The following is a 12664-nucleotide window of genomic DNA, read 5'->3' as shown; positions in this document are numbered from 1 at the left end:
CCGTGACCGAACCGCAACAACCCCGCCCCGCACCCGACACCGGCGCAACGCCCGAAACCGGCACTGCGCGCGCCACCCGATCGCAACGCGTCTTTCTCGTCCTCGCGGCGATTCTCGTCGTCCTGCTCGGCGCCGGCATCGCCACCCAGGTGCGTACGACCGATACCGGCGACGACCTCGACTCGGCGCGCCCTGCGGACCTGCTCGTGCTGCTCGACAACCTCAATCGCCGCGAAGCCGCTCTCCGCCAGGAGGTCACCGAACTCGAGCGCACCCTCTCGAGTCTCGAACAGGAAGGCTCGGAAGCGGCGCTCGAGGAAGCCCGCACGCGCCTGTACACGCTGTCGGCGCAACTCGGCACCGAACCCGCCACCGGGCCCGGAGTGGTTCTCACCGTCGACGATCCGCGCGAGGGTGTCGGATCGGAGGTGCTGCTCGACATGATCCAGGAGCTGCGCGCGGCGGGTGCCGACACGATGCAGATCGCCGGGGCGAACGGTGAGACCGTGCGCATCGGGGTCGATTCGTGGGTCACCGGACCGGGCGGCGACATCGTCGTCGACGACCGCCGACTCGATGCTCCGTACACCGTCACCGCCATCGGCGACGGACCGACTCTCGCCGCCGCGCTGAACATTCCCGGCGGAGTGGTCGACACGGTCGCCCGTGCGGGCGGATCATTGTCCGTAGAACAGTCTCCGCAGGTGGAGGTGTCCGCCTTGCGGGAGATCGAGCCACGCCAATACTCTCAGCCCGGTAACTGAATCCGACGTTCCGGTCGAACGTCGTCTCCGAAAGGACCAGTCTTGACCGATTTCGCGACACCCGAGGATCTGCGGTACACCCCCGAGCACGAGTGGGTGCGCAGGACGGGCGCGACGACCGTGCGCATCGGGATCACCGACTACGCACAGTCCCAACTCGGCGACGTGGTCTTCGTGCAGCTGCCCGAGGCGGGCGCCGAGATCGCCGCCGGCGAGTCCTTCGGAGAGGTCGAGTCCACCAAGAGCGTGTCGGACGTGTTCGCGCCGCTGACCGCGAAGGTGACCGCCGTCAACATGGAACTCGACGCGAATCCCGAACTGGTGAACAGCAGCCCGTACGAGGACGGCTGGCTCGTCGACGTGGAGATGGGCAGCGAGAACGACCTCGACGAGGCGCTCGCGGAGACGCTCGACGCGGAAGGTTACCGCGGGATCACGGAAGGCTGACGGACCCGACAGGTAACGTGACCGCGACTGTCTGCGTCAGTGCCCCAGAGCGGGGTACGGTCGGATATGGCGTGTGCCGTGTCGGACCTGAACGGGGCGAACGAATCAGCGACCGTCCGGGATCACCCGGGTGGTCGAACGGATAAGGAGAAACGGTGAGCGAGAACGGCAACGCGGGTTACGAGGAGACTCCTGCAGAGACCACTTCGGTATTTCGCGCCGACTTCCTGAACGAAGTGGAGGGCGCGGGTTCGGCCACCACCGAAGCGCCCGTCTCGGGTGTCGAGGGCCTGCCCGCCGGATCGGCGCTGCTGGTCGTCAAGCGGGGGCCCAATGCAGGATCGCGCTTCCTGCTCGACCAGCCCACCACCTCGGCGGGTCGGCATCCCGACAGCGACATCTTCCTCGACGACGTGACCGTCAGCCGTCGGCACGCCGAGTTCCGCCAGGACGAGGGCGAATTCCAGGTCGTCGACGTGGGAAGCCTCAACGGCACCTACGTCAACCGCGAGCCGGTCGACTCCGCCGTTCTCGCGAACGGCGACGAGGTGCAGATCGGCAAGTTCCGGCTGGTGTTCCTGACCGGTCCGCGAGGTAACCAGGGCGCAGGTAGCTGATGACCGCGGCCCGCCAGCCGGCGCCGGCCGGAATGTCGATCGGGTCGGTGCTCGACCGCCTGCGTCCGGAATTTCCGGACGTGACGATCTCGAAGATCCGGTTCCTCGAGGCCGAGGGACTGATCAGCCCGGAACGCACACCCTCGGGCTACCGCCGCTTCTCGATCGCCGATTGCGAGCGTCTGCGGTACGTGCTCACCGCGCAGCGCGATCAGTACCTTCCGCTCAAGGTGATCAAGGAGCAGCTCGAGGCGATCGACCGCGGCGCCGCCACGGTGGGATCGGTCGAGACCCGGATCACCCGGCCGCGTTCGCTGGCGGTGGCCCGCGGCGAGGTCTCGCCGGAGGATCTGCGCACCGATCGCGAGATCCGGGTGAGCCGCGAGGATCTGTGCACCCGTGCCGGGATCGACGCGGCCTTCCTCACCGAGCTGGTGGGGGCGGGCCTGCTCAAGCCGGGCCCGGCCGGTTTCTTCGACGAGGACGCGGTGCTGCTCGCCCGCACGGCGAAGGCGATGGCGGAGTTCGGCCTCGAGGTTCGGCACCTGCGGGCGTTCAAGCTCGCCGCCGACCGCGAGGCCGCGCTCGTCGCTCAGATCGCCGGCCCGATCGCGAAGGGCCGCGACGCCGGGGCACGGCAGCGCGCCGAGGAGATGGTGCGCGAACTGGCCGCACTGTCGTTGACATTGCACACCTGCCTGGTGAAAGCGGCGGTGCAAGGAGCCCTCGACCGTTAGGCGACGAATTCGTCGTCGAGTGCGACCACGGCCCTCCGTCAGGTGGTGACCTACGGCACCTGACGGATGTGCTGGAGGACACTAGAATTCCAGGCAGTACCTGTCGGGTGGTCCCACCACCGACGAGCAGCAGGACGGAGGCATCGCGATGAGCGAGATGCGGATAGTAGGGATTCGTATCGAACAGCCGCAGAACCAGCCTGTCCTCCTGCTGCGGGAGGTCGACGGCGATCGGTATCTGCCGATCTGGATCGGGCAGAACGAAGCGACCGCCATCGCCCTCGAACAGCAGGGGGTCGAACCGGCACGGCCGCTGACCCACGACCTGATCAAGAACCTCCTCGAGGCGTTCGGTCGCAACCTCCGCGAGGTGCGCATCGTCGACCTGCGCGAAGGGACGTTCTACGCGGATCTGGTCTTCGACGGAGGGATGCGTGTTTCCTGCCGGCCCTCCGACGGGGTCGCGGTGGCCTTGCGCATCGGCGCGCCGGTCCACGTCGAGGAACCGGTGCTCACCGAGGCAGGACTGGTCATGCCCGACGAACGGGAGGACGAGGTCGAGAAGTTCAAGGAGTTCCTCGACTCCGTCTCGCCCGACGATTTCAAGGCGACGGACGGCTGAGCGCCGTCCGTCGCACGGCGACGAGCGTTGGCGCGCGCGTCGGCCGTGACGGTAGTAATGTCGAACGTTGCCTTCCGGTCGGCGTGTCGCAGCCCGACGCCCAACACCGGAGCGTACGCTGAGTTGATCCGCCAGGGATGACTCGGTGAGCCTGGGAGGGCTCGATGATCGGATGTGGTCGGGGGATCCACCAATCGATCGTTGCGAGGCAGAACTGGGCGCGCGAGAGGGAGTCAGTAGTGCGAGATCGGACGAAGGGACAGCCACTCGGCGTCGATTCCGGCGATCGCTCGAATCCGGCGCCGCGGACGAACGAGACCGACGAGATCCAACCGGGCCTGTTTCCGGACAACTCGGCGCCCGACGAGCTCGTCGGCTACCGCGTGCCCATCGCCTGCCAGATCGCAGGAATCAGCTACCGCCAGCTCGACTACTGGGCCCGCACGAATCTGGTCGTACCGTCCATCCGCGGGGCTGCCGGTTCCGGTAGCCAACGGCTGTACTCGTTCAAGGACATCCTCGTCCTCAAGATCGTCAAGCGCCTGCTCGACACCGGCGTCTCGCTGCAGAACATCCGCGTCGCCGTCGACCATCTCCGCAGCCGTGGGGTGGGCGACCTCGCGAAGATCACTCTTTTCTCCGACGGCACCACCGTCTACGAATGTACGTCGCCCGAAGAGGTCGTCGACCTGCTGCAGGGCGGGCAGGGCGTCTTCGGGATCGCGGTGAGCGGCGCGATGCGCGAGCTCACCGGCAGCATCGCCGATTTCCCCGCCGAACGCGCCGACGGCGGCGGCGTCGAGGAACGCCCCGAGGACGAACTGGCGTCGCGTCGCCGCGAACGCATCAACCGCCGCATCGGCTGACCACACCACTGATGTCGCATCGGCCGACCACATGACCGCTCCACTCCACCGCCGGCGGCACTTTCCGCACCTGCGGTATTTCGACCCCCGCGACGTGAACTAGACTCGAAGACGCGTCGCCATCACGCGGGAGAGACCCGGACACCGAGCCGGGCGCCGAAGGAGCAGCACCTCCCCGTCAATCTCTCAGGCAACCGGGACCGCGTGAGCTCCGACGTCTCTGGAAAGTGGCGGGAGCACCCGCCCGCCCACGGGGAAAGGCTCTGGCCGGCCGAATCTCTCAGGCGCTCGCTCCGCGAGCTCACGACAGAGGGGGAGGAACCACCTCGCGCGACCGCGCGCATGTGGACCTCGCCGACCAGCCCGGGAGCTGCGATGACAGATGCCGTCACCTCGAACTTCGCCGATCGCCACATCGGCCCCGACACCGCCGGCCTGAACCGGATCCTCGACGTCGTGGGAGTCGATTCCCTCGACGCCCTCGCCACCGCCGCGGTGCCGGCCGCCATCCTCGACGACCGTGCAGACAACGTGCCGACCGGCCTCGACGTCCTCGACACGCCCCGCTCCGAGCACGACGTACTCGCCGAACTGAAGGCACTCGCGTCGCAGAACACCGTGGCGACGTCGATGATCGGCCACGGCTACTACGACACGCTCACGCCGCCCGTGCTGTTGCGCAACATCATCGAGAACCCCGCCTGGTACACGGCCTACACCCCCTACCAGCCGGAGATCAGCCAGGGACGCCTCGAGGCGCTGCTGAACTTCCAGACCATGGTCGCCGACCTGACCGGCATGGAGATCGCGAACTCGTCGATGCTCGACGAGGCCACCGCCGCTGCCGAGGCCATGACCCTGCTGCGCCGCGCGAACCGCAAGTCCAAGAGCCCGCGCCTGGTCGTCGACGTCAACCTGTTCGCGCAGACCGCCGCGGTGCTGGCGACCCGCGCCGAACCGCTCGGTATCGAGATCGTCACCGTCGACCTCGCTGCCGACGGACTTCCCGAGGGCGAGTTCTTCGGCGTGATCCTCCAGGTGCCCGGCGCTTCGGGCCGCATCATCGACGCCGCTCCGATCATCGCGGCGGCCCACGGCCGCGGCGCGCTCGTCGCCATCGGCGCCGACCTGCTGGCCATGACCTTGATCACCCCGCCCGGGGAGCAGGGTGCCGACGCGTGCTTCGGCACCACCCAGCGGTTCGGTGTGCCGATGGGCTTCGGCGGGCCGCACGCCGGCTACCTCGCCGTCGGTAGCGCCCACACCCGCACCCTGCCCGGACGCCTCGTCGGTGTCTCGGTGGACGCGGACGGCAACCCGGCCTACCGCCTCGCGTTGCAGACCCGTGAGCAGCACATCCGCCGTGAGAAGGCCACCAGCAACATCTGCACCGCCCAGGTGCTCCTCGCCGTGCTCGCGGCCATGTACGCCTCGTACCACGGCGCCGAAGGCCTCACCGGCATCGCCCGCCGCGTCGCCGGGCACGCCCGCCGCCTCGCCGACGGTCTGCGCGCCGGTGGCGTCGAGGTTGTCCACGATGAGTTCTTCGACACCGTCCTCGTGCGCGTCCCGGGGCGTGTCGACGCCGTGCTCGCCGCCGCCCTCGAGGCCGGCATCAACCTGCACCGGGTCGACGACGATCACGTGTCGATCTCGTGCGACGAGGCCACCACCGCGGCGCACGTCGACGCGGTCCTGCGCGCCTTCGGCGTCACCGCCGGGGACGCCGCCGAGGGAACGGCGCTGCCGCAGGCCCTTGCCCGCACCAGCGAGTTCCTGCAGCATGCGGCGTTCACCCGCTACCGCACCGAGACCGCGATGATGCGTTACCTGCGGCGCCTGTCCGACAAGGACCTCGCCCTCGACCGGACGATGATCCCGCTGGGCTCGTGCACGATGAAGCTCAACGCCGCCGCCGAGATGGAAGCCATCACCTGGCCCGAGTTCGCGGGTCTGCACCCCTTCGCTCCGGCGGATCAGACGGCGGGGATCCGCCGCCTCATCGCCGACCTCGAAGGCTGGCTCGCCGCGGTGACGGGGTACGACGCCGTGAGCCTGCAGCCCAACGCCGGCAGCCAGGGCGAGTACGCGGGTCTGCTCGCGATCCGTCACTACCACCTCGATCGCGGCGACACCGATCGGGACATCTGCCTGATCCCGTCGAGCGCGCACGGCACCAATGCCGCATCCGCCGTGATGGCGGGCATGCGTGTCGAGGTCGTCGCGTGCCGCCCGAACGGGGATGTCGATCTCGACGACCTGCGCGCCAAGATCGCCGACCACGGTGCGCGCCTGGCCGCGATCATGATCACCTATCCGTCCACGCACGGTGTGTACGAGCACGACATCGCCGACATCTGCGGTGCCGTGCACGACGCCGGCGGTCAGGTGTACATCGACGGTGCCAACCTCAACGCTCTCGTGGGTCTGGCGCGGCCGGGCAAGTTCGGGGGCGATGTGAGCCACCTGAACCTGCACAAGACGTTCTGCATCCCGCACGGTGGCGGCGGTCCGGGTGTCGGCCCGATCGGCGTCCGTTCGCATCTGGCCCCGTACCTGCCGGGCCATCCGGCGGAGCCGGGACTCGGGGGAGCGGGACCGGTCTCGGCGGCGCCCTACGGATCGGCGTCGATCCTGCCGATCACCTGGGCGTACATCAAGATGATGGGTGCCGAGGGGCTGCGTCGCGCGTCGCTGACGGCGATCGCGTCGGCCAACTACATCGCGCGTCGTCTCGACGAGTACTTCCCGGTGCTGTACACGGGGGAGACCGGCATGGTCGCCCACGAGTGCATCCTCGATCTGCGTCCGCTGACGAAAGCGACGGGGGTGACGGTCGACGACGTCGCGAAGCGTCTGGCCGACTACGGCTTCCACGCGCCGACGATGAGCTTCCCGGTGGCCGGCACCCTCATGGTCGAGCCCACCGAGAGCGAGGACATCGCCGAACTCGACGCGTTCATCGACGCGATGATCTCGATCCGCAGTGAGATCGACCGGGTCGGGGCAGGGGAGTGGCCGGTGGACGACAATCCGCTGCGCGGCGCTCCGCACACCGCGGAATGCCTGGTGGGCGAGTGGAACCACCCGTATTCGCGGGAGATCGCGGTGTTCCCGATGGGGAAGAGCCGAGCCAAGGTTTGGCCGGCGGTGCGGCGTATCGACGGCGCACACGGCGACCGGAACCTGGTGTGCGCGTGCCCGCCCCTGGAGGCGTACAGCGGCTGATGCCGGGGATGGCCGACGGACACGTCCGTCGGCCATCGTCATCGATGGGATAACTCCGAACGATACGGAAATTATAGAAATCCAGAACTGTCCGCCGTCCACAACTAAACTCACCGAGCCACTAAGACAAGGCCGTCAGTTCGCGGCGGTCAGCTCGAGGACGGAGATCTCCGGTGGAGTGCCGACCCGCACGGGCGGTCCCCACGCGCCGGTGCCCTGGGACGTGTAGATCTGCGTGTCGCCGAAGCGGTCGAGTCCGGTGACGGTCGGGTTGGCCAGGGAGACGAACGGCCGCAGCGGCCACATCTGTCCGCCGTGGGTGTGCCCGGACAGTTGCAGGTCGACTCCGAGCTCGCGTGCCTCGTCGACGTGCCGCGGCTGGTGGGCGGCGAGGATCACCGGGGTACCGTCCGCGATGCCGGCGAGGGCGGCGGGCATGTCGGGGTGGTGCGGTTCGGGGGCGGTGTAGTCGTGGACGCCGGCGAGCGCGACGACGTCGCCGTCCCGCTCGAGGACGACATGGTCGTTCCGCAGGGTGCGTACACCGAGCGTCTCCCAGTGGTTCAGCCACGATTCGGCGTCGTCGGAGTAGTACTCGTGGTTGCCGCTGACGCCGTACACCCCGAGCGGGGCCTGCAGTTGCCGGAGCGGTTCGAGATCGGAGCCGACGAGTTCGACGGTGCCGTCGGCGAGGTCGCCGCCGAGCACGATCAGGTCGGGTTGCTCCTCGGCGACGAGGTCGACGACACCTTGCACGAAGTCGGCTCCGCGGGAGGGTCCGACGTGCAGGTCGGTGACGAGCGCGATGCGGGCACCGTCGAAGCCGGCAGGCAGGTCCTGCAGGGCGACGGGCACAGTGACGATCTGCGGCCGGTCGGCCTCGATCGTGCCGTATCCGACGGCGGCGACCGCGGCCACGACGAGCACGGCGGTCGCGATACGCAGCCCCCGTCCCGGGGTCTCGACCGTGCCGTCCTCGGTGATCGGCCGGGGTTGCCCGCGTCGGGCGAGGCGGGCGACGAACAACGCGACTCCGATGAGCAGGAGCCCGAGCATCAGGTACAGCACCACCGCCAACCAACTCCAGCCGAGGAACCCGATGGGGCGGGCCCAGGCAGGATCGAGCACCGTGCCCACCCCGGAGGCGCCGAGCGTGAGCACGAACAGGACGACGAGGACGAGATCGGCGGCGAGTGCGGCAGGTCGCGGCAGGCCGGGTGCCCGGACGAGTCGTCGATGCAGCAGGTAGGTGAGGAGGGCAAGGAAGACCCCCACGACGAGAAGTCGGAGCACGTCAGGACGTCAGCTTTCGGAGGAGGTCGGTGAGATCGGCGGGGTCGGTGGTGTCGACGACGGTGAGGCTGCCGTCGGTAGCTTCGGCGGCCTGTTCGAGGACGAGGTCGGCGCGGTCGCCGAGGACGACGACGTCGATCCGCACGGGGGTGTCGGGGGACGAGAGTTCATCGATCGCGGCGCGCAGGTCGCGGGCGGCTGCTTCGTCGGGGTCGTCGCTGTCGACGACGACGAGTACGGAGTTCGGTCGGCCCGGGTCGTAGTTGTCGACGGCGTCGCGGTAGGCGGCGGTGAGAGTGGCGTAGACGGGTTCGCGGTCGACGAGATCGATGTCGTCGAGGATCGAGGACATCGCCGCGCGCTTGGCTGCGGTGAGTCCGTCGCGGATGACGGCGACACGGTGTCCCTCGGGGGTGTCGGCGAAGACGTACATGCCCATCACCGAGTTGATGGACGCGCGACGCATGGCCTCGCGTACGGCGCCTGCGGTCGCGGTGAGGCGGGTGCCGTCGCCGGCGGGGGTGCCCATGGAGGTGGAGGTGTCGACGACCATCGTGACCTTGCGCGGGGACACCGGGGCGAGACGCAGTGCGACGAGGACGTCGTCGACGGTGGGGTCGGCGGGGGCGAGGACGGTGTCGACGCGGGGCAGCGGAAGTTCCCCGGCGGGTTCGGGGACGGCGTCGGCGGTGCGGAAACCGTGGGCGGTGAGGATGCCGGCCTGCTCGGGGCGCCGCGCGTAGTCGGTGAACTCCGCGGCGGCGCGGGCGAGCGTCTCGTCGACCCAGGGGGCGTCGACGACGGCCGTGGGGAAGTCGACGACGGGCGCGACGCCGATCGGCAGGTGGCCGGTGAGGCCGCGGACCTGTCCATCTGTGAGGGCGCGGTGCAGTTGCTGTTCGATGACCGGCACGGCGTGGATCGGGGCCGCGGTGTCGGGGTGGGTGCCGAGCGCCGCGAGGGTGTCGGCGGTGGTACCGACCGCGCCGAGGGTGTCGGCGCCGAGGGCGAGGGTGCTCACGGCGGTGATGGCGGCGGGGGTGGCGGCCTGTTCGAGGGTGACCGGTCCGGCGCCGATGCCGGTGGTGGCGGCGGTGACGGCTTCGAGGGCGAGGGTGGTGGCGTGGGTCTCGGTGCCGGTGGGCAGGGCGAGGCCGAGGGCGCCCCAGATGTCGAGTCCGCTCTCGCGCATGGCGGCGGGGTCGTTCTGGAGTCGGGGCAGGTCCTGCCAGCGGACGGTGGCGGTGGTGAGGGCGCGGCCGAGGTCGGTGGGGACGGCAAGCACGACCGGGGAGGTGGCGAGGGATCGGGGGGTGCCGTCGATGGCGTCGGCGGCGCGGGCGCTCATACGGGTGTCGAGGGGTACCCACAGGGCGGGTTCGGGGCCGAGCGTCGGATCCCAGGCGTCGGTGCCGAGGGTGTCGGCGGCGGCGAGGCTGTCGACGGCGGTGATCTCGGCGGTGACGCAGTGGTCGCGGATGACGCGGACGCCGCCGTCGGTCCATTGTTCGGCGAGTTCGGTGAGGGCGGGGGCGATGAGGGGGTCGGCGGCGATGTGCAGGACGGTGTCGCCTTCGACGCAGGTTTCGGCGGCGGCGGTGGCCTGGTTGTCGATGTTGTCGCGGAGGCGGAACCAGCCGAGGACGGCGAGCAGGGAGAGTACTACGCCTAGGGTGACCACGATGACGCTGGTGCTGATTCCTCGTCGTCCGCTACCGCGATGTCGCCCGCTCACGTCGTGTCCGCCTCGTTTCGTTCGTCGATCCGATGGTCGAGTCTAGTGAGGGGCGGGATGTGATCCGGCTCCGCCGCGCGGTGCGGGGACGGGCAGGGCCCCGATCCGTGTGGATCGGGGCCCTGTGGTGTCGGTGTGCGGGTCAGGCGTACTTGGCCTTGTACTCGCGGCGACGGCGGTGCAGGATCGGCTCGGTGTAGCCGCTGGGCTGCGTGGTGCCTTCGAGGATGAGTTCCTTGGCGGCTTGGAAGGCGATGCTGTCGTCGAAGTTCGGGGCGAGCGGCCGGTAGCCGGGGTCGCCTTCGTTTTGCCGGTCGACGACGGGGGCCATGCGCTCGAGGGAGGCGACGACGTCGTCGGCGGTGACGACGTCGTGGCGGATCCAGTTGGCGAGGAGCTGGCTGGAGATGCGCAGGGTGGCGCGGTCCTCCATGAGCGCGACGTCGTGGATGTCGGGGACCTTGGAGCAGCCGACGCCCTGGTCGATCCAGCGCACGACGTAGCCGAGGATGGACTGGCAGTTGTTGTCGAGTTCTTCGCGCTTCTCCTCGGCGGACCAGTTGGGGTTCTCGGCGAGGGGAATGGTGAGGATGTCGTCCACGGTGGCGCGGCTCTTGCCCTGGAGCTCGTTCTGGACCGCGAAGACGTCGACCTCGTGGTAGTGGGTGGCGTGCAGGGTGGCTCCGGTGGGTGAGGGCACCCAGGCGGTGTTGGCGCCGGCCTTGGGCTGGCCGATCTTCTGCTCGACCATGTCGCGCATGAGGTCGGTCATGGCCCACATGCCCTTGCCGATCTGGGCCTTGCCCTGCAGGCCGCAGGCGAGGCCGGTGTCGACGTTCCAGTCCTCGTAGGCGGCGATCCAGCGCTGCTGCTTCATGGCGGCCTTGCGGACGACGGGTCCGGCCTCCATGGAGGTGTGGATCTCGTCGCCGGTGCGGTCGAGGAAGCCGGTGTTGATGAACACCACGCGGTCGGAGGCGGCCTTGATGCAGGCGGCGAGATTGACGGTGGTGCGTCGCTCCTCGTCCATGATGCCGACCTTGAGGGTGTTGGTGGGCAGGGAGAGGACCTCTTCGACGCGGCCGAACAGTTCGGTGGTGAAGGCGGATTCCTCGGGGCCGTGCTGCTTGGGCTTGACGATGTAGATCGAGCCGGTGCGGCTGTTGGCGAGCGGGCCGTGGTCCTCGTCGATGTGCAGACCGTGGATGGCGCACAGGCTGGTGATGAGCGCGTCGAGGATGCCTTCGGGGACCTCGTTGCCGTCGCGGTCGAGGATGGCGGGGTTGGTCATGAGGTGCCCGACGTTGCGGACGAACAGCAGGGAGCGGCCGTGCAGTTCGAGGTCGCTGCCGTCGAGGGCGGTGTAGACGCGGTTCGGGTTCAGCTTACGGGTGAGGGTCTTGCCGCCCTTGTCGAAGGACTCGGACAGGTCGCCGCGGTTGAGGCCGAGCCAGTTGCGGTAGCCGACGACCTTGTCGTCGGCGTCGACGGCGGCGACGGAGTCCTCGAAGTCCATGATGGTGGTGACGGCGGATTCGAGGACGACGTCCTTGACGCCGGCGGCGTCGGTGCTGCCGATGGGGGATTCGGGGTCGATCTGGATCTCGATGTGCAGACCGTGGTTGCGCAGCAGCACCGAGGAGGGGGTGGCCTTGTCGCCGAGGTAGCCGACGAGCTTGTCGGGCTGGGCGAGTCCGGTGACGGTGCCGCCCTCGAGGGTGACTTTCAGTTCGGTGCCGTCGATGCTGTAGCCGGTGGAGTCGGCGTGCGAGCCTTGCGCGAGGGGTGCGGCCTTGTCGAGGAAGTCGCGGGCCCAGGCGATGACCTTGTCGCCGCGGACCTTGTTGTAGCCGGTGCCCTTCTCGGCGCCGCCCTCTTCGGGGATGACGTCGGTGCCGTAGAGCGCGTCGTAGAGCGATCCCCACCGCGCGTTGGAGGCGTTGAGTGCGAAGCGGGCGTTGAGGACGGGCACGACGAGCTGCGGACCGGCGGTCTCGGCGATCTCGGTGTCGACGTTCTCGGTGCCGATGGTGAACGGTTCGGGGGTGGGGACGAGGTAGCCGATCTCTTCGAGGAAGGCCTTGTAGGCGACGGGGTCGTGGGGCTGTCCGGCGCGGTCGCGGTGCCAGCCGTCGATCTTGGCCTGGAGGTCGTCACGCTTGGCGAGCAGTGCCCGGTTCTTGGGGGCGAGGTCGTGGACGATCTTGTCGGTACCCGCCCAGAAGGTGTCCGCGTCGACCCCGCTGCCGGGGATGGCCTCGTTGTTGATGAAGTCGTAGAGAACCTGCGCGATCTGGAGTCCGCCGACCTGCACGCGTTCTGTCATCACCCTCACTCTTTCCGGTTGCTGTGCGG

Annotated in this window: 10 protein-coding genes and 1 riboswitch; of the genes, 7 read left to right on the top strand and 3 right to left on the bottom strand. The window is 69.1% G+C overall.

The genetic code is table 11. The features are described from left to right. The first annotated feature begins 2 nt into the window (after nt 1-2). The 7 genes from AC6CID_RS15380 (at nt 3) to gcvP (ending at nt 7281) form a co-directional block, all read left to right on the top strand. On the top strand, nt 3-764 hold the full coding sequence (locus AC6CID_RS15380; RefSeq protein ID WP_387399439.1) for a DUF881 domain-containing protein: 762 nt from the start codon (nt 3-5) through the stop codon (nt 762-764). A 42-nt stretch (nt 765-806) separates the two neighbouring features. Further along, complete coding sequence (gene gcvH / locus AC6CID_RS15375) at nt 807-1211, top strand: glycine cleavage system protein GcvH (protein ID WP_006552745.1); 405 nt, start codon at nt 807-809, stop codon at nt 1209-1211. Nucleotides 1212-1366: 155 nt separating this feature from the next. Further along, on the top strand, nt 1367-1828 hold the full coding sequence (gene garA / locus AC6CID_RS15370) for a glycogen accumulation regulator GarA (protein WP_006552746.1): 462 nt from the start codon (nt 1367-1369) through the stop codon (nt 1826-1828). After that, the gene (gene ftsR / locus AC6CID_RS15365; protein WP_064852427.1) at nt 1828-2565 is read left to right on the top strand and encodes a transcriptional regulator FtsR; all 738 of its coding nucleotides are present in this window, start codon (nt 1828-1830) and stop codon (nt 2563-2565) included. The genes garA and ftsR overlap by 1 nt, the downstream gene beginning before the upstream one ends. Nucleotides 2566-2713: 148 nt before the next feature. Then, nucleotides 2714-3187: a bifunctional nuclease family protein gene (locus AC6CID_RS15360; protein WP_006552748.1), complete on the top strand. Its 474-nt coding sequence runs from the start codon at nt 2714-2716 to the stop codon at nt 3185-3187. Nucleotides 3188-3426: 239 nt separating this feature from the next. Further along, nucleotides 3427-4053 carry a MerR family transcriptional regulator gene (locus AC6CID_RS15355; protein ID WP_006552749.1) on the top strand — a complete coding sequence of 209 codons (627 nt, stop codon included), beginning with the start codon at nt 3427-3429 and terminating at the stop codon, nt 4051-4053. A 117-nt stretch (nt 4054-4170) separates the two neighbouring features. Beyond that, nucleotides 4171-4266: riboswitch (glycine riboswitch) on the top strand. Between the two features lie 162 nt (nt 4267-4428). Then, the gene (gene gcvP, locus AC6CID_RS15350) at nt 4429-7281 is read left to right on the top strand and encodes an aminomethyl-transferring glycine dehydrogenase (RefSeq protein ID WP_498354184.1); all 2853 of its coding nucleotides are present in this window, start codon (nt 4429-4431) and stop codon (nt 7279-7281) included. A 135-nt stretch (nt 7282-7416) separates the two neighbouring features. On the opposite strand, the gene AC6CID_RS15345 is transcribed toward gcvP, so the two are convergent. From AC6CID_RS15345 to AC6CID_RS15335, 3 genes are all read right to left on the bottom strand, one after another. Then, nucleotides 7417-8574, bottom strand: coding sequence for a metallophosphoesterase (locus AC6CID_RS15345; protein ID WP_006552752.1), 1158 nt, complete (start codon nt 8572-8574; stop codon nt 7417-7419). A 1-nt stretch (nt 8575) separates the two neighbouring features. Next, nucleotides 8576-10309 carry a substrate-binding domain-containing protein gene (locus tag AC6CID_RS15340; protein ID WP_498354183.1) on the bottom strand — a complete coding sequence of 578 codons (1734 nt, stop codon included), beginning with the start codon at nt 10307-10309 and terminating at the stop codon, nt 8576-8578. Between the two features lie 142 nt (nt 10310-10451). Then, nucleotides 10452-12635 carry a malate synthase G gene (locus tag AC6CID_RS15335; RefSeq protein WP_006552754.1) on the bottom strand — a complete coding sequence of 728 codons (2184 nt, stop codon included), beginning with the start codon at nt 12633-12635 and terminating at the stop codon, nt 10452-10454. Nucleotides 12636-12664 lie beyond the last annotated feature (29 nt).

The organism is Rhodococcus sp. GQ147 (genome assembly GCF_059759155.1).
The sequence above is the reverse complement of the archived record's forward strand: the minus strand, read 5'-3'. Positions and strand labels throughout refer to the sequence as shown.

Coding starts and splice junctions, on each gene's coding strand:
- gcvP (WP_498354184.1), top strand. CDS start 4,429: ATGACAGATGCCGTCACCTCGAACTTCGCCGATCGCCACATCGGCCCC.
- AC6CID_RS15335 (WP_006552754.1), bottom strand. CDS start 12,635: ATGACAGAACGCGTGCAGGTCGGCGGACTCCAGATCGCGCAGGTTCTC.
- AC6CID_RS15360 (WP_006552748.1), top strand. CDS start 2,714: ATGAGCGAGATGCGGATAGTAGGGATTCGTATCGAACAGCCGCAGAAC.
- ftsR (WP_064852427.1), top strand. CDS start 1,828: ATGACCGCGGCCCGCCAGCCGGCGCCGGCCGGAATGTCGATCGGGTCG.